This is a genomic window from Rhodanobacteraceae bacterium, assembly GCA_016713135.1.
Classification (GTDB): Bacteria; Pseudomonadota; Gammaproteobacteria; order Xanthomonadales; family SZUA-5; genus JADKFD01.
The window spans coordinates 16,486-40,730 of sequence record JADJPR010000005.1; the positions used below are offsets into that span (position 1 = coordinate 16,486).

Here is a 24,245-nt window from a genome sequence, read left to right on the forward strand (position 1 = left end):
TTCAATCCGCGTCCATTCCCGGCTCATGACAGGCCGCCTTGTTCCGCCCGGTGCGTTTGGCGTGATAGAGCGCCCGGTCGGCGCGCTGAATCATCGCTTCCGGCACGGTGGCGAGGTCGGCCGCGTCGCTGATGCCCAGGCTGATGGTCATGTTGATCACCTTGTCGGCGTGCTGCAGCGGCGCATTCGCGACCAGCGCGCGCAATTGTTCGGCCACTTCGAGCGCCTGCTGGGTGGGTGTCTGCGGCAGGATCAGCGCGAACTCCTCGCCACCGTAGCGACAGAACACATCGCTGTCGCGGATGCGGCCCTTGACCAAGGCCACCAGGTGGACCAGCGCGGCGTCGCCCACCAGGTGGCCATAGGTGTCGTTGAGCCGCTTGAAGTGGTCGACATCCAGCATAACCAGGCTGAGCGGCGCGCCGATGACGCGGTGGCGCCGCAGTTCTTCGTCGAGCCGGGTCAGGAAGTAGTGCTTGTTGTAGACCTGCAGCGCCTTGTCCAGTTGCGCCTGACTGTAGAGCGCTTCGTAATAGGGCTGCTCGGGGCTGTCGGCGGAGAGGAACTTGAGCCGCGTTTCGCCAATCGCGATGACGTCCTGGTCCTTGAGGGTTGCCTCGTCGACGCGCGCAGCGTTGATGTAGGTGCCGTTGGTGCTGCCGAGATCCTTGATCCGGAACGCCTGTTCGCCCACCCTTTCGACGATCGCATGGCGCCGCGAAACGCCGGCCTTGGGCAGTTGCAGATCGGCATCGTCGGCGCGTCCGATCACCAGCGTATCGCGGTTCAGCAGGATCTTGTTGCCGGTGCCCGCGCCGCGAATCACCACCAGGCAGGCGGTGTAATGGCCCTCATCGATCCACTGAGCGTTGGTCGGAAGCGTGTAGGTGGTCTGGTCGTTGCTCATGTCGATCTTGTCGGACTGGACGGGGCCATGGATGGTCGTGGCTCAGGGCGCCGGTAGCCGCGCTTCCAGTTGCGCAGCCTGCTCATCGCGCCCGGATGCGCGCAGGGCGCGAGCATAGTCGCGCAGCAGATCGGCCAGTTGCGGGTGCGGCCCGTCCTTGCCGTCCATGATGACGACAGCCTGGGCGTAGTAGGTCTCGGCGTCAACCGGGCGCCCGGCATCGCGCAGGCAGTTGGCCAGGCTCCAGCGCGCCAGCGCGGCCGAATAGCCGGGATCGGGCTCCAGCGGGAAGATCTCCAACGCGCGGCGCAGCACAGTCTCGGCCCGGGCGTAGTCGTGCAGGCCGTCGCTGAGTACCCAGCCGAGGTTGTTCAGCGCTTCACCCACCCAGGCGTGCTTCGGCCCCACGGCTGCCTCGTAGACCTTGACCAGCCGGGTGAATGCTTCTTCGGCCTCGCCCCACTGGCCTTGCAGGCCATGCAGCATGCCCAGCTCCTGCAGCCCGCGGCTGAGGCTGATGTGCGTGGAGCCCAGCGTACGTTCGATCTGCGCAATTCCTGCATCAAGCGCGGCCCGGGCCTCGGCGGGCTTGCCCTGCGCGGCATAGGCCTTGCCCAGCGAGAACTGGCTCTCGGCGATCAGTGGATGGTCCGGGGGATAGACCTTGCGCTTGACGGCCAGGCTCTCCAGGTAGAGCGGCACCGCCTCATCCCAACGGCCCATGTTGCCGTAAAGGTCGCCGAGAAAGTCCTGGCTGTCCGATACCAGGTAGTGATCGTCGCCGAGGACTGCCTTGCGGATCGCCAGCGCACGCTGCAGCGGAGGTTCTGCCTCGGCGTAGCGCTTGCGGTTGTTCAGCAGATACCCGATATGCGAGAGGCTCGAAGCAACCTCGGCGCTGTTGCTGCCAAACAAGGCCTCGCGTGTACCCAGCGCCGCCCGGTGCAATCGTTCCGCTTCAACGGCGTCTCCGAGCAGGAAACGGGTCAGCCCCAGTTGGGTCTGGGCTTCAGCGACATCTGCATCCACGTCTCCCAGTTCGCGCTGCAACAGTCCCAGCGCCTGTTGCTGCAGATCCCTGGCCTCGCTGTAGCGTCCGAGATCGCTGTAGACGGTACCGAGCGCGAGCAGGCTGCGGCCGACGTCCGGGTGCGTGGCGCCAAAGGCTTCCCGGCGCAGCGAGAGCGCTGCCTGCTCGAGCGGTTCGGCCTGCGCGTACAAGCCCAGATTCTGGTAAACCTCACCCATCGTCCGCAGCAACTGTGCCTGCACGATCGGTTGGTCCTTGAGTTCGTCGCGGATGCGCGCGGCGCCCTGATCGAGCAGTTCGCGCGCGGTCACGGTGGCACCGCGCCCGGTGCCCGGATCGGACACTTCGAACAATCGGGTAAGGAATCCAGACACCTGACGCGCGGCTTCGGCCTCGCGCGCAGCGCGCAGCATGCCGACGGTGGTACCGACGATACCCAGCACCAGCGCCAGCAGTACCAGGGAGGCCGCGATCACGCTCACCCGGTGCCGGCGCACGAACTTGCCGACGCGATAGCGCACGCTCGGCGGGCGCGCCTCCACCGCCTGGTTGTTGAGATAGCGGTTGAGGTCGGCAGCGAGGTCGGCCACCGTGGGATAGCGGTGGTTGCGGTCCTCGGCGATGGCGCGGCCGACGATCCAGTCCAGGTCGTCGCGCAACTGCTGCGCCAGTTGCGCGCGCGTCAGTCCGCGCACCTCGGCGATGTCGTTGCCCAGGTCCTCATCCAGCGCGAGCACGCGCTGGGTCATGCGCGGCGGCTCCGGGCGCTCGCCAGCGGCATTCGCACGGATCAGCGCCATGCCGGAGAGATCGTTCGGGCGCACGCCCGCCAGCAGTTCGTAGAGCACGATGCCGAGCGAATAGACATCGGTCCGGGTGTCGAGGTCGGGTTGCGCTGCGAAGGCCTCCGGGCTCATGTACGACGGCGTGCCGATCGCGGCTGCGCCGGTCAACTCGCCGCTCTCGGTCAGTGGATCGTCGAGCGCCTTGGCGATGCCGAAATCGATCACCTTGGGCACCACCTGGCCGCCGATCTCACCCACCAGCAGGTTGTTGGGCTTGAGATCGCGGTGGATCAGCCCCTTCTGGTGGGCGTGCTGCACCCCCTGGCAAACCTGCACGAACAAGGCCACCCGCTCACGAATGCCCAGGCGCTTGCGCCGGCAGTACTCGCCCAGCGTGTCGCCCGGCATGAACTCCATCGCAAAATAAGGGAACCCATCCGGCGTGGTGCCCGCCTCGTACAGCTGCGCGACGTTCGGGTGCGACAGCCGCGCCAGCGCCTGGCGCTCGGCGGCGAAACGCGCCAACGCGTTCGGGCTGCGCAGGCTTGCATGCACCACCTTGAGCGCCACCTGGCGCTGCACCGGCACTTCCTGCTCGCCGAGGTAGACCGCGCCCATGCCGCCCTCGCCGAGCATGCGCAGCACGCGGAAGGGCCCGATGCGCTCCGGATGGCGTATGGCCGGGTATTCCTCGTCCCGGCGCACGCCTTGAACTTTGGCGGTGGGATCGTCCGGACCTGCATCGAGATTGACGCTGGTCTCCATGGGCGACGGGTCGGTCGCCTGGTCTGGCGCGGCATCCGCGGTTGCGCGCGCCCTGACAGGCAGTTCGAACGGCCCTGACGGCACCGTGTCCTGACTTTTGGAAGCCGGTGGCGACTTGCCCTGCATGCGCGATGTCGGGCCGCCGGTCAGCGCGGCGGACGCGTCACGCCGCTGCCGCCGGGCGGGCAAACGACGGAAAAATCGAAGACCGAGTAGCCGTTGCCGTCGATGTCGAAATCGAAGGAGGCGCCTGCCCTCAGCGCCGGCGGCGGGGCATCCGGCCGGGTCGGCGACTGGCAGAAGTGGAGCGGCGAGTACTGCTGCCTGCGAAAGGTCAGGAAGGTGCCGATCTGACGGAACTCGTATACCACCTCGTTGGAGAGCACCCGCCAGCCCATCAACTCGGCGTCGGTCGAGGTCAGGCGGCCGTCGGCATTCATGTCGGTGACGACATCCAGTGTTTCCAGCCGCCCCAGTGCCGCGCTCCAGACCGGATCGACGACAAAAGCCCGCAGTTCCACTTCCGACAAGTCGTTCACCGCCGCCGGCGTGATGGGTCCACCATCCAGACGCTGGACCGCACCCTCGGCACAGGAGACCGGATCGCCGTTACCATCGAAAGTGACCGCGCCGACGCAGACATCGATCAGCTGCAAATGCGAGAACAGGAAGCGCGGCACCATCATCACCGCGGTGATGCTGGTGCGGTCGGAGGCATCATCGAGTTCGTAACCGACCGAGGTGACAAAACCGGCGAGGTTGCGCGCCTGGCGTGGGACCACCGGATTCCAGCCCTGGGCCAACGGTGTCATGACGATGCCGACACCGACATTCGACAGAATCACCAGACCCGGGAAATCATCGTCCGCGCCGAACTGGACACCGTCTGCAAAGACGATCTGTGGGGTGGTCGACAGTTCGCCCAGATCGAACCCGAACTGCGGCAGCGGACCGCCGAACTCAGGCCGCAATGCGAACCGCAGCGCGGGGTCATGACTGAGCGGGCCGGCGGCGACATCGTCCGCATAGCGAGTGATGTCACCGGAATCGGGATAGAAGGGCAGAACCCGCTCGTCGCGCGGCGAACCCGGTGGAGGCACTGAATACGACCACAGATTGTCCGCATCAGCGAACACAATCGCGCCGCCCTGGCCGATCTCCGGAAACTGGTAGTTCAACCGCTCGAACCACTGATTACCATCCATGCGCCCGATGCCAAGCATTTCCTCGCCCTTGACCGAGGCGCGGAAGATCAGGGGCCAGCCACCACGGAATTGCGTAGACACCCCATTGCCCGACGCCGGCGAGAGTTGCTCCAGGAGCACGAGTGGATCGCCGCTGCCGATGCCTGCCGCACAACCCGGGAGGAGTTCGTAGCCGTTGCAGAACAGCAGTCCCGGCGTTCCCGTAGCCTGCTTGACCGAAGCTCCGGTCGGTGGATTCAGCCATTGGGCATGCGCCGCTGAAGCAAGTGCAAGGCAGCCGAGTGTCGCGCCCATGCTGCGACGGCATATCGCCAGGATGATTCTGCTCATGGCTCCCCCGATGGCTGACGGCAAGACATTATCACGCGCACGCCCGTGTACAACTCGCATGGCCTGGCGTGGACGATCAGGACCCACGCCGCCGGTACGGGCGATACACCGGCTGCCACACCTGGGCCCGGATCCGCGGCAACAGTTCGGATTCTTCGCAGTGGTCGGCCACGCCGTCGATTTGCGCCTGGCGTGCAGTGGCCAGCGCGACCTGGATCGACACGGCGCGCAACTGATCGACCGGCGGCAGCATGCGCGCGTCCGGATCGGTGAGCGCCGGCGACAGCGCTGCGAGCGCCTTGCCGGCCGCCATGAACATGCTGTCGGTGACCCGGCGCGCGTTGACGGCGAGCACCGCCAGGCCGACGCCCGGGAAGATGTACGAGTTGTTGGTCTGATTGACCGGCAGCATCCGGCCCTTCCACGGCACCGGCGCAAACGGGCTGCCGGTGCCGATCAACGCGCGGCCATCGGTCCATTCCACCACATCCGTCGGCGTGGCCTCGGTGCGCGAAGTAGGATTGGACAGCGGGAAGATGATCGGGCGCTCGACGTAACTGGCCATCGCGCGCACCGCGGCCTCGGTAAAGGCGCCAGCCTGGCCCGAAACGCCGATCAGGGTGGTCGGCTTCGCGTTGTGCATCACGTCGAGCAGGGTGATCTCGGCCGGGTTCTCGAGCTTCCAGCCGGCCACCGATGCGTGCGATTGCGCGTACAGCGCGCGCTCGCCCTGCACCTCACGCAAGCCATGCGCGACCAGGCCCTTGCTGTCGAGCACGAAGAAGCGCGCGCGCGCCTGCGCATCGCTCAAGCCCGCCTCGATCATCGCCTTGACCAGCAGGCCGGCGATACCGGTGCCGGCGGCGCCCGCGCCGACGATTGCGATGCGCTGCTCGGTCAACGGCACGCCGGTGACATTGATCGCCGCCATCAGGGTGCCGAAGGCGACCGAGGCAGTACCCTGGATGTCGTCGTTGAAGGTGCACAAGCGGTCGCGGTAGCGCTCGAGCAGGCGTCCGGCGTTGCTTCCGGCAAAGTCCTCCCATTGCAGCAGGATGTTCGGCCAGCGCTCGGCCACCGCGCTGACGAATTCCTCGACGAAGGCGTCATAGTCCGGCCCGCTGATGCGCTTGTGGCGCCAGCCGACGTACAGCGGGTTGTCCAGCCGATCCTGGTTGTTGGTCCCGCAATCGAGCATGATCGGCAGTGTGGCCTCGGGATGGATACCGGCGCAGGCGGTGTACAGCGACAGCTTGCCGATCGAGATGCCCATGCCGCCGGCGCCCTGATCGCCGAGGCCCAGGATGCGCTCACCATCGCTGACCACGATCACGCGCACCTTGTCCAGGCGCGGGTCGGCCAGGATCTCGCGGATGCGGTGGCGGTTGGGATAGCTCAGGAACAGCCCGCGCGGCTTGCGCCAGATCTCGCTGAAACGCTGGCAGCCCTCGCCCACTGTGGGCGTGTACACCAGCGGCAGCAACTCCTCGATGTTGTTGACCAGCAGCGCGTAGAACAAGGTCTCGTTGGCGTCCTGCAGATCACGCAGGAAGGCGTAGCGCTCGAAGTTGGTGGCGAAGCTGCGCAGCACCTTCAGCCGCCGCGTCACCTGCTCCTCCAGGGTACCGATGTTCGGCGGCAACACCCCGTGCAGGCGGAAGGCATCGCGCTCTGCCTCGGTGAACGCGGTGCCCTTGTTCAGCAGCGGCTGGTTGATCAGGTCGATGCCGGAAAGGCTGGTTTCGATCGGATCGAGCGCTTGAGTCGAGGATTGCTGGGTCATGACGCATCTCCACCAGGTGGTTCTTGGAACCGGATGACCGTTGCTGCCGCCAGTGCCTGGCCCGAAGGCAGGCGCGCGCCGGGCGACGCGTTGGGCGTCGATCATGCCGCGAATGGCGTTGTGACGCATGCGCGATCTGCAGCTCGCACGAAATGTCGTTCCGCGCCCGATCCTGCGTAGTCGACTGGTGCGGCAATCCGCCGCGCAATCGAGACCGACCATGCGCACACACCTTTTCGGACTTCTCTTGCTGAGCCTTGCCTTGGCCGCGCCCGCTTGGGCCGACGCACCTCTGGATTCCCGCCTGGCTCTGGACGCGGACCAGGCACGCCGACTGGCGAGCATCGAAGCCAGCTATCGCCGTGACTTCGCCGCGCTGCGCCAGGAGTACAACCGCGAATCGCGTGCGCTGCGCCGCGTCCGGCTCGCCGGCGACAGCAGCGAGATCCAGCGTCTGACCGCGGTGACCGCTGACATGCGCGAGCAGCTCAAAGCCATGCGCGAAACACAGGATCGGCAGATTGCGGCGTTGTTGCGGCCTGAGCAGATGGCGCTATTCGACGCCTACGTTCAGGAACGGCGGCAGATGGCAGGAAGTTCTCGCGACGAGCGCCTGTTCGACTGACCGCAGTGCCGGCGCACTCACTCGAAGCCGTTGCGAAACAGAGTACTGGCGACTGCGGCCGGCGGCTGCCCGTTGCGCAGCGGATTGCCGCGCGAGGTGCCCCAGCGGATCGCCGTGTTGACCGAGCCCTGCAGCTCGTAGACCACTACACCTGACTGGCTGGTGCCGATTACCGCCTCCCAGTCGGCGTCGCCATCCAGCTGCGCCAGGGTGGGCGCCGCCAGTCCACCGTTCCAGTTGCCACCGCGCGGCGCGGGCAAGTCGACGGAAGTCAGCAGCGTGCCCTGGTAGCTCAGAATGATGAGCTTGCCGACGGCATTGCCGCCCTTCTGCGGCCAGGTGGTGAAGATCACTTCGGCGAGACCATCGCCGTTGAGGTCGGCAACTGCCGGCTCGGCGCCGAAGCGGAAACCGCTGCCCGGGATGGTGTACGGCCAGCTGTGTTTCTCGGTCTTGTCCAGCCACCAGGCGTGCAGCTTGGCGTCGTAGCTCTGGAACAGGATCTCGCGCTGGCCGTCGCCATCGAGGTCCGCCGGCACCGCGTTGACCACCGCGTCCTCGATGGTTGCGAACTGGCCCTGAATGGTGGCCGCGCCACTCGCGCCGGGCGGCGGGATCGTGGTCCAGTCCACGCTGGCATTGCTCCAGCGCGTGCGGTCGCGTTTGAGGATCCACGGCAGGTAGTAGAGATCGCCTGCCGGATCACCCACGGCGCAGTTGTAGACGTCGCCCGGGACGATCAGTTCGAGGCTTCCGTTGGCGTCCAGATCGGCGATGGCCGGCGCCGCATTGGCAAAGTTCGGCCGGTGCTCGCTGCCGCAGTTGGCGAAGCCGCGCAAATCGGCCGCCTGGTCCACATGCACGCCGACCTGCGCCCAGGTCTTCGGCAAGCCGCCAGACAGCCCGTACAGCGTGCTCGCGAGCAACTGGTCGCCATTCGGATGCAGGGCGGTGATGTAGTGGGTGTCGGTGGGCGCGTAGATCTCGGCCGCGCCGTCGCCATCGAGGTCGCCGATGGCCAGATTCTCGTTGTACATCCCGGCGCCAGTACCTGGCTCGCCGGTGCGTCGCGCGGGCCAGCCGGGACGCACGCTGCCGTCGTGCTCGTAGACGCTGACCTGCAGCGTGCCGCCGCTGGAGGCGCGCCCGACGATGATTTCCAGGTCGCCATTGCCGTCGATATCGTGAGCGGCCAGGCTGCGCACCTCGCCGTTGGCGAAGGGATTGCGTGTCCACAGCACGCCGCCGCTGGCGCTGTACAGCGTCAACTGGTTGCCACCGCGGCCGACCGCGCTCTCCAGGCCAGGCGATACGCTGTCGAAATCCGCCACCGCGATCGCCGGCCACACGCGCTGACCATTGCTGCCGCGCCATTTCAGGGCGCCGGCCGGCGTCAGCGCGACCACGTCGTAACTGCCCCAGACGATGTCCTGGGTACCATCGGCATCGATATCCGCCACCGCCGGACCGCTGTACCAGCCGGTCTGGCAGGCCGACGGGCTGCAGCCGCCATAAGCGAATTCGAGCACCGGCGGCGCGAACTGCGCCTGCGCCGGGCCCGCGATGATGAACGAGACAAGGACCAGCCGGCGCATCGTCGGACTCCGGTTAGACCACGCCACTATCGCACGACGCAGGATTGCGCGACGGGACGCCTCGCACGCTTCCGCTCTGCAATGGGCCCTGTTCAACGCGGAGACGCGGAGAACGCAGAGGAACGCGGAGGAAAAGCTGAGAGAAGCAGAGGAAAGCAGGGAGATCGGTAACGGGAAGGACGACGGCCCACGCGACAGCGACGCGCAAGGGATGCGGAGATTTCCGGGCGCAGCAGGCGTCCGGCTGATTTCTTGTCCGAAGAATACCGGTGTCCTTGCACCCTTCACGACGCAAGAACCCATCGCCGCCAAGGCGCGCTACCTCCCCGCGCGTCCCGCCCAGACTCCGCTGTCTCTGCCTTTCTCGCTTTTCCTCCGCGTTCCTCTGCGTTCTCTGCGTCTCCGTGTTGAATCGGGCCTTCCATGGCACGTCCGCGTCTTCGCGTTGAACCCGCCCGATCCACGGGTGGCGATGGATGGTCAGCGTTCGGGCCAGCGCCAAGCGGGGATGTCGAGCAGGTCCTGGCCGGCGAGGCGGGTCTCGCCGAGTTGCTTTTCGAGCAGCAGCGTGGCGCAGCCACTGGCGCGTTCGAGGGCGGCGATCAGGCGCTGGCTGTGGGTGATGACCCAGACCTGGGTGCGCGTGGCGGCGTCGGCGATCAGGCGGCCGAGCGCGGGCAGCAAATCGGGGTGCAGGCTGGTTTCCGGCTCGTTGAGCACCACCAACGGCGGCGGCCGCGGGGTCAGCAGTGCCGCCACCCAGAGCACGTAGCGCAGCGTGCCGTCGGACCATTCGGCCACCGACAGTGGCCGCAGCAATCCCGGCTGTGTCAGCGCCAGGCCGAAGCGCCCGTCGTGGGATTCGATCGCGAGTTCGGCGCCGGGGAAGGCATCGTCGATGGCCGCGGCCAGCGCGGCGGCGTCGCCGATCTCGCGAATGGTGGCGAGCGCCGCGGCGAGATCGCTGCCATCGTGCGCCAGCGCCGGCGTCCGCGTGCCGATGCGCGCCTGGCGCGCCGGAGCATCCATGTCGGTGCGGAAATGATCGTAGAAGCGCCAGCGGCGCACGCGCTCGCGCAGCGCCAGCAACTCCGGCGCCGCCTGCGGATCGACCGCGCGCGCGAGCATGCTCTCGTCCGCTGGCAGGTACGCATCGAGCACCCGCCATTCGCGCCCGGCGCGGCTCTTCAGCAACTGCGCACGGCGCTCGACCAGCACACCGGCAGGACGCAATACCGACCCGGCCCACAGGCATTCGAGTTTGATCTCCGGGTCCAGCCCGAACACACTACGCCCCGCGGGCGGCAGGCCTAGGTCGATGGCGTAGCCGAACTCACCGTCGGCGAAGCCCAGCATCAGCCGCGCGCGCTGCTGGCGCGGGCCACCCTGCACCAGCTCGCTGCCCTCGCGCATGCCACGGCTGAAACGTTCGGGTCCGGCCCAGAAGGCGGATGCAACACCGCCCTCGCGCGCGATCGCGCCGACCACGCCACCCTGCGCGGTCTCCGCCAGCAGTCGCAGCGCGCGATAGAGATTGGATTTGCCGCAGCCGTTGGCGCCGGCGATCACCGTCAGCGGCTGCAGCGGCAGCGTCAGGTCGCGTAGCGAACGGTAGTTGGCGATTGCGAGCGTGGTCAGCATCGAAGTGCGAAAACGTGGCAGGCATCAAGGTCACCGGCCGTCACGAAGCTAACATGGCTATCGAATGGAAGCGCGCGACTGACGGTGACTGCCGCGGCTGTGCGCGCTGTTATGCTCCGCCGCCGTCGAAGAATCGAAGGGATCCCGGCTTCCGTGTTCGATCTGACCAGCACCGCCATCAGCCTGGCCGAAATCGCGCCCTCGCTTGCCGATCATCCGGACCTGCGCGGGTTCCTCGGCAGCGCCATCAGCCGGGCGCGCAATCAGTCAAGCATGCTGGCGGTGCTCAGCCTCGACATCCAGCCCACGCGCGATGTGCAGGCCTGCAGCGAAATCGATCGCCGCCTGCGCCAGTGCGCGCGCCGCAGCGACTTCATCGCCCAGACCGATCCGCATACCTGGCTGATCGTTGCCGAATACATGGATGGACCTTACGCGGCGCACCGCCTGGCGCACCGAGTGCTCGACCTGCTCGAGCAGCCATTCGAGCTCGCTGGCGAGCGCAAGTCCTGCAGCGCGAGCATCGGCATCGCCACCGGAAGCGGGCACGAGCTGGACGCCGAGCGCCTGCTGTGGCGTGCCAGCAAGGCCATGCGGCGCGCCAGTCGCGAGGGCGGACGCAAGCTGATCGACGCGGGGATTTCGGGCTGAGGAGCGAAGAGCGGGAGCGGCGCGCCGGGGTCAGCTTGCGACAGAAGCGGGGCAAGGGTCAGGGGGCAGGGGAATGAGCCCCTGGCTCATCTGATTTCAACGTGGTGCTTGACCCGCGACTTGATTTCCGCATTCGGCAAGTCACCTCGGTGCTGGGAATAGCCCCGCGTCAGGTCCCCTGCCCCCCGACCCTTGCCCCGCTCTTCCCTGCTCCTCGCCCTCACCCGCCGCGCCCGAACTCCATCCACACCAGCACCGCGAGCGCCAACAGAGTCACCACGGCGGCACTCATGATGATCCAGTCCACCGCGGTGTTCTCCGGCTCGCTGGCCTGAGCCGCGTGTGGGGCCTGCGGCAGGACCAGCGGGCGCTGGACCTGGGTGATCACGCCGGTGTGAACCGGAACCTCGTCGCCCGGCATCTGTACCAGGTAACCCGGCGCTTCGATCAGGAAGCGGTTCTGGTCGAAGGCCAGTTGATCGCCCGGCCTGAGCACGGTGTCGCGCACCGAGGTGCCGTTGACGAAGGTGCCGTTGGCGGAGCCGAGGTCGCGCAGGAACAGTCCTTCGGGCGTGTTCTCGATCAGCGCGTGGCGGCGGCTCATCTCGGATTCGTTGAGCACGATGTCGCAGTCGCTGCCGCGGCCAATGACGGTCTTCGCGCGCAGCGGGATGACCTTGCCGAAATGGCTGCCGGAGACGCCGCGCAGGATCACGCGCGGCGGCGTGTGGCGTTGGCGGGTTTCGTTTTCGCTGGCGGGCTTGGGCGGTTTCTCGGTGCGATCCTGGTCCGGCCGGATCACCATGCGCACGCTGCCCACGCCGACCATGTCGCCGAGGCGCAGGATCGCTTTCTCACGCACCGGACGACCATTGACGTGGACCACCGCACTCGGATCGCTGACGCTCAGCGTGAGGCCGCGGCGCGGTTCCAGTTGCAGCTCCAGATGACGCGGCTGGACCTGTTTGGCGGCCGGCAGGACGATGTCGTTGTCGGCCCCGGAACCCACGCGCAGCACGCCATCCCCCGCCAGGAAGTCCTGTCTTTCGCCGCCGGGGAAGCTGATTTTCATCGTGCCGGGATGGTCACTCTGCGGTGGTTGGTGCGCGCAAGACTACCAGCGTGAACGCAGGTCGAGCAGGTAGCGATCGGTGTACTCGTCGATGCCATCGCGGCGTTCGAGGAAGGCGGTGGCCTGCAGCGTCAGATGCGGCCCGAAGCCATAGGCCACCCAGGGCATGTAGCCGCGCGCGAAGGTATGGAACCACCAGTCATCCTCGGCGAAGGCAGCGAGCACCGCGTCGCGCTGCGCGCGCTGGATCGAATAACCGAGTTCCCAGCCACCGAGATCATCGGCATCACCCCAGACCAGGCTGAATCGCGCGCCATCGCGCAGATCGTCTGCACCGAGGTTGCGCACCAGGTCGAGGCGCGCCACCAGCGGCGCCTCGAAGGCCTGGGTGCGGCCGATGAACTGCAGGTCGAGCAGCTCGTAATCGCTGACCAGCAGGCCCGCGGCACGCCGATTCGTGCGGCCCAGCCCTTCGCGCGCAAGCACTTCCAGATCGTCGAAATCGAGATAGCTGAGGAAGGTCGAGAATCCGCTCTCGGCGCCTTCCATCCAGCCGTAGCCGATCTGCAGCGCTGCGATCCGCGACTCGTCGCCGTACAGGTGGTCGCCTGCGAAATAACCGGCGGTGAAATGCCAGGCATCGAAGTCGCGCGCAGGGCGCACGAAATCTACGCTGGCACCCACCGGACGCAGGTCGCGATCCCACAACAACGGCGACAGCGCCAGCGGCATGCGCGCCTTGCCGAGCTGGAAGCGGCCGGTGTCACTGAAGTTGTAGGCGGCGTAGAGCTCGTCCACGGACGCACCGTTGGATTCCTCGTTGTCGTTGTTGCGCCGGTTGTCGTCGTTGTCGTCGCTGCCGGCGGCGAGCTTGAGCGTGCCGCCGAGCTCCCAACCACTGCCGTTGGCGTAGCTGGCGCCGGCACGCAGCGATGCGCGCCCGCGCTCGATGTCATCCGCGCGCGCCGGGATGTCCGCGGTGCGCTCGCCGCGCAGGCGCAGGTCGGCGTGCCAGTCGAGCACCCGGCCGGCCTCATCGTCATCGGTGACTTCCTGTGCCGCGATCGGGGCTCCGTACAGGGCCACCAGCAGTGCCGACATCCGCCATGTTGCTACCGCGTTCATGGATACCTCCTTTCAGGCGCGCAAACCCGACAAGGCCACCAGCAGTTCGGCGGCCGATGCATAGCGATCGTCCGGCTTCTTCTCCAGGCACTTCAGGATCACCTGCTCCAGCGCGCGCGGGATGTCTGGCCACAGCGTGGACGGCTTGATCGGCGGCTGCTGCAGGTGCGCCACGTAGAGTTCCATCGTGTTGCCGCCAGTGAACGGCAGCTTGCCGCAGAACATCTCGCACAGCATCACGCCGGTCGAATAGATGTCCGAGCGCTGGTCCAGGTCCATGCCCGACAGCTGCTCGGGCGAGGCGTAGTTAGGCGTGCCGAGGAAAGTCCCGGGCTGGGTGTGGCCGCCATCGTTGCGGCCCGCCGGGCGCGCGATGCCGAAGTCCATCAGCTTGGCGTTGCCGCTCTGCTCGATGATCAGGTTCTCGGGCTTGATGTCGCGGTGAATCACGCCCATCTGGTGCGCCGCGTCCAGGCCCATGCACAGCTGGCGCGCGATGCGCAGCGCGGCCGAGAACGGCAGCTTGCCGGCCTGCTGCAGCAAATAGCGCAGGGTCACGCCGCGCACATATTCCATCGAGATGTACGGCACCCCCTGAAAGTCGCCGAAATCGTAGGTGCGCAGCACATTCGGATGGGTGATCTTGCGCGCCAGCTTGAGTTCGACCTTCAGCCGGTCGAGCTGCTCGGCGTCAACCACCATGCCCGGGCGCAGCATCTTCAGCGCGACCACGTCCGACAGGTCGGTGTCGCGCGCCTTGTAGACCATGCCCATGCCGCCGGCGCCGAGGATCGCGAGGATCTCGTAGCGCCCGGCGAAGCGCATGCCGAGCGCCAGGCGCGTCGAGGCGTGTTCGCCCGATGTGCGCGCGGCTGCTTCCGGCGTCTGGGTGGCGCCGGAATCCACCAGCACGGTCGATTGCGCCATGCCGGGCGCGGCATGCGCAACCGTCACCAAGCCGGGCTTGTCGACGGCGAGGAAGCGCTTGCCGCTGCTCTGACCGGTGGCCACCTTGAGCACACCGCCCTGGCCCAGCTGCTTCAGCCTCTCGCCGAGTACCGGCGACAGCAGCAACTGGCCGACTGGCGTCTCCGCGAGCAGGCGCTCCACCTGCAGCACCGGCAGGCCGATGGTGGCATTGGCTTCCGGCCGCGCTGGGAGCGACCCGTGCACGATCTCGCCGACGGTCATCGCCGCTGCGGCACCGTTGTCCGGCGCGCCCACCCGGCCATCCCACCAGGCATTCACGGTGGCCAGCGCACGCAGCTCGGCGGCCTCACCGCCGAAGCCAAACAGCAGCCGCGGGCCCTCCTGTTCGAGCAGTTCGCCGCCGGCTGCCTGCGCGCGCGCCTGCGCCTCCTCGATCAGTTGGCCCAATGCGGTGAGCGTGATCGCCTCCTCGCCCTTCGGCGGCGCCCGCAGGAACCGCCGCAGTTCCAGGCCAAGCAATGCGCATTCGCGGCGCGTGGCGGGCTTGGGCGTGGGGCGCGAGACAGTGGTCGGCGCCTCGGACCCCGGGTCCGGCAGAAAGCGCGTCAGATGGCCGACGTAACCTTCGATGTCCTTCTGCTCGCGCAGATCGCTGAGCAGCGAGTCGAAGGCGCGGCCGAGCCGGCCGACCTCGTCGTTGCCCTCGATGCTGAGCTGCTGGTGGTAGTTGCCGCCCGCAGCCTGCTCGGCGGCCTCGGTCAGTTCCGCCACCGGACGCAGCACGCGCCGCGCCAGCCACCAGGACACCGCCAGCGCCAGCACCAGAGCGACCAGGCCGCCGAGCAGCACCGAATTCTGGATCGACTTGAACGGGGCCATCGCGGCGTCGACCGAGGTCATCGTCAGCACGCCGCCGACGGCATCTCCAGGCTGCCCGAACAACGGCGCCAGCGCAGCCGCGAGCTGGCGTCCGCCGAGTGCGAGGTCGACCCGCTTGAGATCCTCGCCCTTCGCCAGCTGCTCCTTGACCTTGTCCTCGATCTTGCCGATGGATTCCTTGAGCAGGCTGGAGGAATCCTCGTCCACCGAGGTCGCGACCAGGCGCAGTTCCTTGCCGTCCAACATCCAGTAAGCGACGTCGCCACCGCTGACCTTGCGCACCTGCTTGACGATTTCCGCGTTCACCGGCGTACCGACCACGAGAAATCCGGCCAGCAGGTCGCCCTGCAGAACCATCGGCCGCGCCGACACCTGGTACAAGGTCACTCCGTCACGCCAGTAACCCGTGACCCCGGAGCCCGATTCGATCACCGGACCGAACATCGGATCGCCGGCGAAATCTTCTTCGAAGGCCTCGCGCTCGTCGGTGCGTGCGACCACCCGGCCTTCGGCATCGAGCACCATGCCGAACTCGATACCATAGGTCTCACACTGCTGCGCGATCAGGTCCTTGACCGACGCGGTGTCGGCCTGTGGCAGCTCAGGGGCCGCCGGGGCCGCGGCTGCGGGGTCCACCGCCGCATCCGACGCCGCGGGAGACCCATCCGGCAGCGGCGCGGCGCCCTCGCCCAGGCCTTCGCCGCCATTGGTCGCCTGCTCGACGTAGCGCACGAAATCGGCATCGTTGGTGATCGTCTGCGCGATGATGTCGAGTTTTTCGAAGGACAGGGCCTCCAGGCGCGCCTGCGCGGCATTCGCCGCCGCCAAGCTCTGCTCGACGGCGTCTGCGCCTGCCTTGCGGCCCTGTTTGAGGGAGAAGAAGGCCGCCAACGCGACCGCCACGGCGACCAGCACGGCAGTGGCGAGGAAAATGCGGACACCAAGCGGAAGTCGGAATGCCATGCGGTCAGTACTCATCTGGGCGCGTCCTGCGGTACGGTTGTCCGGCCTTGTTCAGATGCGGCGGCACCCGCCGGCGGCTGAGTTCGAGCGCCACTTTGACCTCGGCATCGGCATCCAACGTCAGCGCCTCGCGCCATAGCTGCGCGCGTTCGTGCCAGACGAACAGCTCGCCTGGGCCTGATGGCACGTTGGCCAGCCGGAAACGCCCCTGGGCATCCGGCTTGGTATAGAACGGAGTGTCCATGACCAGCACGTGCGCGACCATCGCGTGGTGCACATTGCAGTAGACGCGGATCACACCGGGCTGCTCGAAGCGGTAACTTTCGCCGTCGCTGCGGCCATACAGACCGAGGTCGAAGGGGGCTTCTTTCGCCGTCGAGAACACGTTGTGCAGGATCGGATCCTTGTTCGGGAAGCGCACGCTGGCGCCCACCGGCACTGGCAACACGCGCGGCACGAAGGTCTTGCGTTCGGTGGCGATCACCAGCGGCTGCGGCGGCACCACCACCGGTACCGGCGTGGCCGGGCGGAAATACACGACGGCGTCAACCGCCTCGTCGCTGCGCAGGGGGCGGCCGCCGCTGGTCAGGCTGAGCTGACCGCGGATGACTTTGTTGACGGGCACGCCCGCCGTGCTCGGGGCGGGCGCCTGGGCGCAGACCGCACCCATCCAGACGAGCAGGCACAGGACCAGGCAATTGCGCACGGACGGCTCCCCTCGTTACCAGGCTTTGATCATAATCAACAGTGACGTCCACCGGGGAAGGAAGCGCTCGTCTTGGCCACCATTCGCATGCATCGCAAGCACGCCCTCGGCGTTGCCAAGGCCAAGAAGGCCGTCGACAAGGTGGCCAAGCACATCCGCGAGCGCTTCGAGATCGAGGCGGAGTGGAACCGCAACACGCTGGAATTCTCGCGCTCGGGCGTCGAGGGCGAGATCGCCGTGACCGTCGACTCGGTTTCCGTGCATGCAGACATCAGCTGGTTGCTGCTGCCGATCAAGAGCGCGATCGAGCAGGAAATCAGCCGCTACCTGGACCAGGAATTCGGTTCCTGAAGCCGAAGTTCCGAGGCGCCGTCCAGCACCCGCGCCAGCGCCCGCATGAAGGCCAGCTCGCGCGCGAGGATGGTGCCGAGGAAAATGCCGGCCCCGCCGAGCTTGCCGAAGGCATCGAAGCCACGCTCGAGAAAGCTCTGCAGCGCTCCGAGGCCCGCGAGTCTCGCCGGCCAGCGGCACATGTGCAGCAGCTCCGACAGCATCGGCTTGCGCACCAGTCGGTCGAGTTCGCGCCCGAGGACGAGCAACAGCGCGAGCTGGCGTCGGCGTGCCTGGCGATCGGCCGACAATGCGTAAGCCGCAGCGTAGTCGACGTCGCTGATCGCGTCGGCGCGGGTGCAATGCGCCGGCAAGGCCGCTGCCATCGCATAGTCCAGCTGCTGGCTCAAGGCATTCAGCTCGATGGTGCGCGCCAGGCTGGCGAGCACGCCCTCAGGCAGCAGCCGCATCATGATCGGCACCACGCGTTCGACGGCGCGGTCGCGATCGGCGAAGTCACCCTCGCCGTAGAGATCGGTCAGGAAGAACTCGCAGGCCGCGGCAAACGGTTCCACCTCGTGGATGTCGGCGTAGGTCGATGCGAGCCGGCGCGCCTGCCAGGCGCGCAGCGCGGCCAGCCGCGCGGCCACCTCGGCATCGGCCTGCTGCTTGCGGTGCTGCTGCTGCAGCCGCCCCAGCAAGGCACGCAGGCGATCGCCGACTGCACTCATTCGGCGGTGGCCTTGCGCGGCGCACCGAGCTTGCGGATCGCCTCGACGAGTTCCTCGTGCTTGCGCCGGAACAGCGCCACGGATTCGACATGGGCGTAGCGGATCACGCCATCCTCGTCGACCAGGAACACCGCACGTTTCATGCCCAGCATCCCGGCGGCGCCATAGCGCTTGGCGGCGCTGAGGTCCGGATCGCTGAGCAGCTTGAACGGCAGCATGCGGCGCTGCTTGAACTGGCGGTGGCTGTCGCCGTCGTCGCGGCTGATGCCGACCACATCCACCCCGAGCTCGCGGTAGTCGTCGAAGCCGTCGCGGTACTCGCACAGCTGCGCGGTGCACACCGGCGTGTTGTCGCCCGGATAGAACACCAGCAGCACGCGCCGCCCGCGCTGGTCGGAAAGCTTGAAGCGGCTGCCGTTGTCGGCCTCCAGCTCGAAATCGGGCGCCTTGTCTCCCACTGCACTCATGCTGCCTGCTCCATTCGCTTCAGAAGTTCGACGATCGCCGCGGAGAGCCCTGCGCGGGCCTGCAGTGCGGCGATCAATGCCATGTGCCCGTAGCCATCGGTGCGTCGCTCGGCAACACCCCGCAGGGCGGAACTGGCCGCCGGTACCACGATGTTGTCGTCGCCACTCCACAGATTCAAGGCCGGCACCGGCAGTCGTTCATCGCTGCGCTGGTTGAAATCCTGCAGCCAGCTGGCGCGCGGCGACGGCGGGCCACCCTCGATGCCGTGGATCAGGTCGCCGAGCGCGGTGCCGTGATGCGGTGCGGCCACCATGATCGCGCCGGCCACGAACTCCGGGTTGCGACCGGCGTAGGCGCGCACCAGCAGGCCGCCCATGCTGTGCCCGACCAGCAGCACCCGACCCTGCCCGGTCCGGTCGCGCAGCCATGCAACGGCGGTGCCGAGGTCGTCGAGCTGTTGCCGGAAACTGCGGTAACTGGGTTGCAGGCTCACCGCTGCGTAGCGCATGCCGGCGCGATCCAGTTCGCGCGCCAGCGGATGCCACACGGCGCCATTGCAGAGGAAGCCATGGACCAGCAGCACCGGTGGGCGCTGGTCGCCGACGGCGAGGCAGATCGGGGGCGCACGCCAGGGCATGTCCCACAGGAACAGCCGCAGCATCCACGCGCTTTCCGCGATCAACGTGGCCAGTGCGCGCCGCGGTGTGCCGCGCGCGGGGGCCGGCCAGTCGCCATGCAGCCACTTGACCGCGAATCCGCCGGCCGCACACAGCCAAAGCACCGTCGCCCAGCTGCCGAGGACCCAGGCGGCAGCGGCACCCGGCGCCACGCCACGACGATGCAGCAGCAGGGTAGCGGCACCCAGCCCGAGCACCTGCAGCAAGAGGAGGAACCGCAGCCAGCGGCGCAGTTGCGGGCGGGCTGAGGGCGCTGGCAGGGAATCAGGCATGGGGTCGGCTTGGAGGTACACGCTGGGGCCACAGTCTGGGTGAGCCCGGCTGAGGTTTCACCCCAGAATCCATCCCGCGCGCGAGCGCCAGGCGGCCGAAGGTAAACAAGCGCGCCAGCCGAGCCGCGCCTCAAACTGCTGCCGACTATATTCGGGCGGTTTTCCACCCGAGGAAACCGCCGGATGCTGCATCTGCAGGAAGCACGTCGAATCCGCTCGCTGCGGCAGCCGCATCGCATCGGCCTGGCCGTTGCCGGCGGTGGGCCGGTGGGCGGCATCTACGAGATGGGCGCCTTGCGCGCGCTCGACGAGGCCATCGACGGGCTCGACCTGACGCGCCTGGACGTGTACGTCGGCGTCAGTTCCGGCGCCTTCCTCGCGGCGGGCCTGGCCAACCGCGTGGACAGCGCCGAGATGTGCCGCATGTTCATCACCGAGGAGTCGCCGGAGCACCAGTTCCGCCCCGAGCTGTTCCTCAAACCGGCCTTCTTCGAGTACATCCGGCGTCTGGGATCGGTGCCGAAGATCCTCGGCGAGTGGCTGGTCGACCTGCTGACGAGCCCCGGCTCGGTGGGTTGGAGCGAGACGCTCGGGCGCCTCGGCGCCGCGATCCCCACCGGCCTGTTCGACAACGAGGGTATCGAGCGCTATCTGCGCGGCATCTTCACCGCGCCTGGCCGCAGCAACGATTTCCGCGCGCTCGATCGGCCGCTGTATGTCATTGCCGTGGACCTGGACACTGGCCATGCGGTGCGCTTCGGCTCGGCCGACGCCAGCAATGTGCCGATTTCCAAGGCAGTACAGGCATCCTCCGCGCTGCCAGGCTTCTACCCGCCGGTGGAAATCGACGGGCGCTTTTACGTCGACGGTGCACTGCAGCGCACGCTGCATGCCTCGGTGGCGTTGGACGAGGACCTGGACCTCTTGCTGGCGCTGAATCCGCTGGTGCCTTTTGATGCCTCGCGGCTGCGCGACCGTGGCGACGAACCGCCGGGCAGCCTGGTCGATGGCGGCCTGCCGCGCGTGATGAGCCAGACCATCCGGGCGATGCTCTATTCGCGCATGCGGGTCGGCTTCGGCAAATACGACAAGAGCTACGACCATTCCGACCTGGTGCTGTTCCAGCCGGATGCGGACGATGCCCTGATGTTCTTCACCAATGTGTTCAGCTTCGCCAGCCGGCGCCATTTGTGCGAACACGCCTACCAGACCACCCTGGCGGATCTGCGCAACCGCCGCGAAATGCTCGGGCCGGTGCTGCAGCGGCATGGCTTGAAACTGCGCGACGACATTCTCGACGACGTACACCGCACCGTCTGGGATGGCCTGGAAGGGACCCGTCCACCCAATTCGACGGTTCTGTCGCGGCTGCACCGGGCGCTCCACGAACTGGAGCGGGTGATTGCCGCGCAGCAGCGCAGCCGGCCCCGCAGCCGCCGCATGCGCGACGACCTGGCCGGCGCGCGGCAGGGCGTGGACTGACCCAAGGGCGGGGGATACCCCCGCCCGGATGCAGCCGCAGCGCGTCTCCGGAAGGGTCGCCGGCAGCCCTCTCGCGTGCGCCAGGAAAACCGAGCAAACAGCCCAAAAACCGCGTCAGGACGCGGCCTCCGCGCCTGTTGCATAGTGTGAATATTCTAGCTGCGGCCCGCAGCATCCGCCCCACACATCCTGCGCTTCGCAACCCGCGAAGTGGGGCGAGGCTGGCTACACGCAGAGGACATCATGAAGACGTCGAAGGGTTCCAAGCTGAAGTCCAAGATCAAGGACAGCAGCAGTGACAACTCGTTGAAGAACACCGCCAAGGCGATCATGGAGCAGGCCGAGCAGATCTGGCTGGCCGGCCTCGGCGCGTTCGCCAAGGCGCAGGCGCAGAGCGGCAAGCTCTACGAGACCCTGGTCAAGGAAGGTTCGGCGCTGGAGAAGGCGACGCGCAAGCTCACCGGCAACAAGGTCGAGGAAGTTCGTGGCATGGTCGAGAACACCGTTTCGCAGGTCAAGGAACGCGCCAACGACACGTGGGACCGCCTGGAGCAGGTGTTCGAGAACCGCGTTTCCAAGGCGCTCGGCACGCTCGGAATCCCGGGCCGCGAGGAGCTGGAGCAGCTGGCCAAGCGCGTCGACGAACTCGCCCGCGCCGTGCGCGCGCTGGACGCCGGCAACCGTGCCGCGGCCAAGAAGCCGGCGGTGAAGGCTGCAGCCGCTGCACCTGCCGCTGCTCCGAAGGCTGCCGCAAAGAAGCCCGCCAAGGCCAAGCCCGCGCCGCAGGCCGAGGCCGAGGCCGTCGCGCCGGCGCCGGCCGCCAAGCCTGCCGCCAAGCCGCGCAAGGCGCCGGCCAAGAAGGCCCCAGCTGCCGCCGCTGCTACCGAAGCGCAGCCGGCCGAGTAATCGCCGCAGTGGATCCACGGATCGGCGCCCCGCGCCGATCCGGGCGCAAGGATTGCGCCAACCTGTTCAATGCCCGCCAGCCAAAGTTTTGCCGATCGCCCTCCCCGACCGGCCGGCTGGCGGGCGCCTTTTTGTGAAGAGCAGTGAGTGGTGAGTAGTGAGTGGTGAGTGGCAAGAGCGGCTTTGGCCGCGGGTTGCGCCCGTTCGCTTCGCCCCACCGTCTTCAAACGGGTGATGAGCCCGCGCCAACAGCAATGAGTGGTGGCAGCAGGGCCCCCGGGGCTCCTGCCACTCACCACTCACCACTGAGCGCGGCGACCGCCGCGCGGACCACTCACTACTTCACCAGTGCACGCCGCGCATCAGCGAGGCGAAGGCGACCTGTTCGCTGGAGGGTGGCGCGTCCTGGCCGCCCTTGACGCCCTTGGCGGCGGCCGAGTCCGGGAACAGCTGGAAGGCGGTGTTGAGCACCACCTGGTAGACCTTCGGCGCCATCAGGTGGAGCATCTCGGCAAAGATGCCGAGGCGCGTGGCCACCCGGTGCGGGCGCTCGATGATCGCCTTGACCACCATGTCACCCGCCTCGTCCGGCGTCAGCGTCGGCACGTTGTCGTAGATCTTGGTCGGTCCGATCATCGGGGTCTTCACCAGCGGCATGTTGATGATGGTGAAGTGGATGTTCTTGTCCGAGAACTCGCTCGCAGCGCAGCGTGAGAAGGCATCCAATGCGGCCTTGCTGGCCACGTAGGCGGAGAAGCGCGGCGCATTGGTCAACACGCCGATCGAGCTGATGTTGATCACGTGACCACGGCGGCGCTCGGTCATGCTCGGCAGCAGGCCCATCACGAGGCGCAGCGAACCGAAATAGTTCAGCTGCATGGTGCGCTCGAAGTCATGGAAGCGGTCGTAACTGAGCTCGATCGAGCGGCGGATCGAACGACCGGCGTTGTTGATCAGCACGTCGACCGAACCGTGGTCCGCGAGCACGCGTTTGACCAGGTCGTCGGCCGAGGCCAGGTCAGCCAGGTCCGCCTGGTAGACAAAGACTTGCGCGCCCTTGGTTTCGCCCTCGATCTCGGCCTTGGCTTTCTCCAGGTCTTCCAGCCCACGCGCGCAGATCAGGGTCTTCGCACCCGCCGCGGCAACCTTCTTGGCCGTCGCAAGGCCGATGCCAGAAGAGCCGCCGGTGATCAGCACCACCTTGTCCTTGACCCGGCTGGACAGCGAGCGGTCGATGAACAGGTCCGGGTCCAGGTGGCGTTCCCAGTAGTCCCACAGGCGCCAGGCGTAGGTGTCGAGATCCGGCACCTTGATGCCGGTGCCCTTGAGCACGCGCTCGGTCTCGCGGCTGTCGAAGCGAGTCGGATAATTGAAGAACTTCAGCACATCGGCCGGGATGTTGAGGCTCTTCAGCGTGTGATTGAGGATGCGCCGCACCGGCGGCAACATGCCGATGGCGCCGCGGATCGAGCCCGGGATGAACTGGAAGATGCGCGCATCGATGCGCATCGACATTTTCGGCGCATGGCCGGCGTTAGCGAAGGTGTTCAGCACCTCACCGACGCGCCGCGGCGCGGGGTCGGTCAGGTGGAAGCAGCCGCCGTCGAGGCCCTTCTCGTGCGCGATGTGGTCCATCGCGTCGACCACGAAGTCTACCGGCACGAGGTTGATCCGCCCGCCCTCGAACCCGAGCGTGGGCACCCACGGCGGCAGGCTCTGGCGCAGGCGCTTGAGCAGGGTGAAGAAGTAGTAGGGCCCGTCGATCTTGTCGATCTCGCCGGTCTTCGAATGACCCACCACCATGCCCGGGCGGTAGATCCGGAACGGACGCTTGCACTCCTTGCGCACGATGCCTTCGGAATCGTGCTTGGTACGGAAATACGGGTGGTCGAGGTTCTCCGCCTCGTCGAACATGTCCTCGCGGAACACGCCCGCGTAGAGGCCGGCAGCGGCGATCGAGCTGACGTGGTGGAAACATCCGGCGCGGATTTCTCCAGCCAGTTCGACCGCATTGCGGGTGCCGTCGATATTGGCCGCCTGCTGCGACTCGGCGCTCGCGGAGAGGTCGTAGATCGCCGCCAGGTGGAAGAAGTGCTTGACCTTGCCGCGCAACTGCGCCAAAGACTCGGCGGACAGGCCGAGCTTCGGCTTGGTGAGGTCACCCGTCACTGCCTGCAGCCGGTCGCCGGCTTCCGGATAGCGTTCTTTCAAGGCCTCGAACTTGTCCTTCGATCCGCGCCGCACCAGCACATGGATGGTGCCCTTGCGCTTGAGCAGGTTGCCGATCAGGAAACGGCCGAGAAAACCGGTGGCGCCGGTGACGAAGTAAGTCATGAGTTGTGCCTCCCCCGAGGTCGTCGAGTCTGTGCCGCCGGGATGCCGGCGGA

19 protein-coding genes are annotated in these 24,245 nt (G+C 67.3%); 5 read left to right on the forward strand and 14 right to left on the reverse strand.

The features are described 5' to 3' along the window. Position 1: 1 nt before the first annotated feature. From IPK27_07500 to IPK27_07515, 4 genes are all read right to left on the reverse strand, one after another. On the reverse strand, positions 2 to 907 hold the full coding sequence (locus tag IPK27_07500) for a diguanylate cyclase (protein MBK8067465.1): 906 nt from the start codon (positions 905 to 907) through the stop codon (positions 2 to 4). 42 nt (positions 908 to 949) lie between these two features. Further along, on the reverse strand, positions 950 to 3,487 hold the full coding sequence (locus IPK27_07505) for a serine/threonine protein kinase (GenBank protein ID MBK8067466.1): 2,538 nt from the start codon (positions 3,485 to 3,487) through the stop codon (positions 950 to 952). Between the two features lie 146 nt (positions 3,488 to 3,633). Further along, positions 3,634 to 4,986 (reverse strand): hypothetical protein, encoded by a 1,353-nt coding sequence (locus IPK27_07510; GenBank protein ID MBK8067467.1) that lies wholly within the window; start codon positions 4,984 to 4,986, stop codon positions 3,634 to 3,636. A 112-nt stretch (positions 4,987 to 5,098) separates the two neighbouring features. After that, on the reverse strand, positions 5,099 to 6,805 hold the full coding sequence (locus IPK27_07515; protein ID MBK8067468.1) for an NAD-dependent malic enzyme: 1,707 nt from the start codon (positions 6,803 to 6,805) through the stop codon (positions 5,099 to 5,101). A 127-nt stretch (positions 6,806 to 6,932) separates the two neighbouring features. On the opposite strand from IPK27_07515, the gene IPK27_07520 reads away from it, so the two are divergent. Then, complete coding sequence (locus IPK27_07520; GenBank protein ID MBK8067469.1) at positions 6,933 to 7,430, forward strand: Spy/CpxP family protein refolding chaperone; 498 nt, start codon at positions 6,933 to 6,935, stop codon at positions 7,428 to 7,430. Positions 7,431 to 7,447: 17 nt separating this feature from the next. On the opposite strand, the gene IPK27_07525 is transcribed toward IPK27_07520, so the two are convergent. After that, positions 7,448 to 9,025: a VCBS repeat-containing protein gene (locus IPK27_07525; protein ID MBK8067470.1), complete on the reverse strand. Its 1,578-nt coding sequence runs from the start codon at positions 9,023 to 9,025 to the stop codon at positions 7,448 to 7,450. 480 nt (positions 9,026 to 9,505) lie between these two features. Further along, positions 9,506 to 10,666 carry an AAA family ATPase gene (locus IPK27_07530; GenBank protein ID MBK8067471.1) on the reverse strand — a complete coding sequence of 387 codons (1,161 nt, stop codon included), beginning with the start codon at positions 10,664 to 10,666 and terminating at the stop codon, positions 9,506 to 9,508. A gap of 153 nt (positions 10,667 to 10,819) precedes the next feature. Here IPK27_07530 and IPK27_07535 point away from each other — a divergent pair, with 153 nt between their 5' ends. Continuing rightward, the gene (locus IPK27_07535; protein ID MBK8067472.1) at positions 10,820 to 11,317 is read left to right on the forward strand and encodes a diguanylate cyclase; all 498 of its coding nucleotides are present in this window, start codon (positions 10,820 to 10,822) and stop codon (positions 11,315 to 11,317) included. Between the two features lie 220 nt (positions 11,318 to 11,537). Here IPK27_07535 and IPK27_07540 read toward each other — a convergent pair whose 3' ends face one another. From IPK27_07540 to IPK27_07555, 4 genes are read right to left on the reverse strand one after another with little or no spacing between them, the layout of a single operon-like run. Beyond that, positions 11,538 to 12,389, reverse strand: a complete 852-nt coding sequence (locus IPK27_07540; GenBank protein ID MBK8067473.1) for an FHA domain-containing protein — start codon at positions 12,387 to 12,389, stop codon at positions 11,538 to 11,540. Positions 12,390 to 12,431: 42 nt separating this feature from the next. Beyond that, complete coding sequence (locus tag IPK27_07545; GenBank protein MBK8067474.1) at positions 12,432 to 13,514, reverse strand: hypothetical protein; 1,083 nt, start codon at positions 13,512 to 13,514, stop codon at positions 12,432 to 12,434. Positions 13,515 to 13,526: 12 nt separating this feature from the next. Then, a complete protein-coding gene (locus IPK27_07550) occupies positions 13,527 to 16,301 on the reverse strand; it encodes a protein kinase (protein MBK8067475.1) in 2,775 nt (924 codons plus the stop codon). After that, positions 16,291 to 16,992, reverse strand: coding sequence for a hypothetical protein (locus IPK27_07555; protein ID MBK8067476.1), 702 nt, complete (start codon positions 16,990 to 16,992; stop codon positions 16,291 to 16,293). The genes IPK27_07550 and IPK27_07555 overlap by 11 nt, the downstream gene beginning before the upstream one ends. A gap of 72 nt (positions 16,993 to 17,064) precedes the next feature. Between IPK27_07555 and IPK27_07560 the strand changes: the two genes are divergently transcribed. After that, positions 17,065 to 17,343 (forward strand): polyhydroxyalkanoic acid system family protein, encoded by a 279-nt coding sequence (locus IPK27_07560; protein ID MBK8067477.1) that lies wholly within the window; start codon positions 17,065 to 17,067, stop codon positions 17,341 to 17,343. Here the strand turns inward: IPK27_07560 and IPK27_07565 are convergent. The 3 genes from IPK27_07565 to IPK27_07575 are packed head-to-tail and all read right to left on the reverse strand — an operon-like array spanning position 17,316 to position 19,470. Continuing rightward, on the reverse strand, positions 17,316 to 18,053 hold the full coding sequence (locus tag IPK27_07565) for a hypothetical protein (protein MBK8067478.1): 738 nt from the start codon (positions 18,051 to 18,053) through the stop codon (positions 17,316 to 17,318). The genes IPK27_07560 and IPK27_07565 overlap by 28 nt on opposite strands. Next, a complete protein-coding gene (locus tag IPK27_07570; GenBank protein ID MBK8067479.1) occupies positions 18,050 to 18,520 on the reverse strand; it encodes a peroxiredoxin in 471 nt (156 codons plus the stop codon). Before IPK27_07570 ends, IPK27_07565 begins: the two co-directional genes overlap by 4 nt. After that, positions 18,517 to 19,470, reverse strand: a complete 954-nt coding sequence (locus IPK27_07575; GenBank protein ID MBK8067480.1) for an alpha/beta fold hydrolase — start codon at positions 19,468 to 19,470, stop codon at positions 18,517 to 18,519. Before IPK27_07575 ends, IPK27_07570 begins: the two co-directional genes overlap by 4 nt. Positions 19,471 to 19,653: 183 nt before the next feature. Between IPK27_07575 and IPK27_07580 the strand changes: the two genes are divergently transcribed. Beyond that, positions 19,654 to 20,952, forward strand: a complete 1,299-nt coding sequence (locus IPK27_07580) for a patatin-like phospholipase family protein (protein ID MBK8067481.1) — start codon at positions 19,654 to 19,656, stop codon at positions 20,950 to 20,952. Positions 20,953 to 21,195: 243 nt separating this feature from the next. Further along, the gene (locus IPK27_07585) at positions 21,196 to 21,858 is read left to right on the forward strand and encodes a phasin family protein (GenBank protein MBK8067482.1); all 663 of its coding nucleotides are present in this window, start codon (positions 21,196 to 21,198) and stop codon (positions 21,856 to 21,858) included. Positions 21,859 to 22,200: 342 nt separating this feature from the next. Here IPK27_07585 and IPK27_07590 read toward each other — a convergent pair whose 3' ends face one another. Continuing rightward, positions 22,201 to 24,192, reverse strand: coding sequence for an SDR family oxidoreductase (locus IPK27_07590; GenBank protein ID MBK8067483.1), 1,992 nt, complete (start codon positions 24,190 to 24,192; stop codon positions 22,201 to 22,203). Between the last annotated feature and the right edge of the window lie 53 nt (positions 24,193 to 24,245).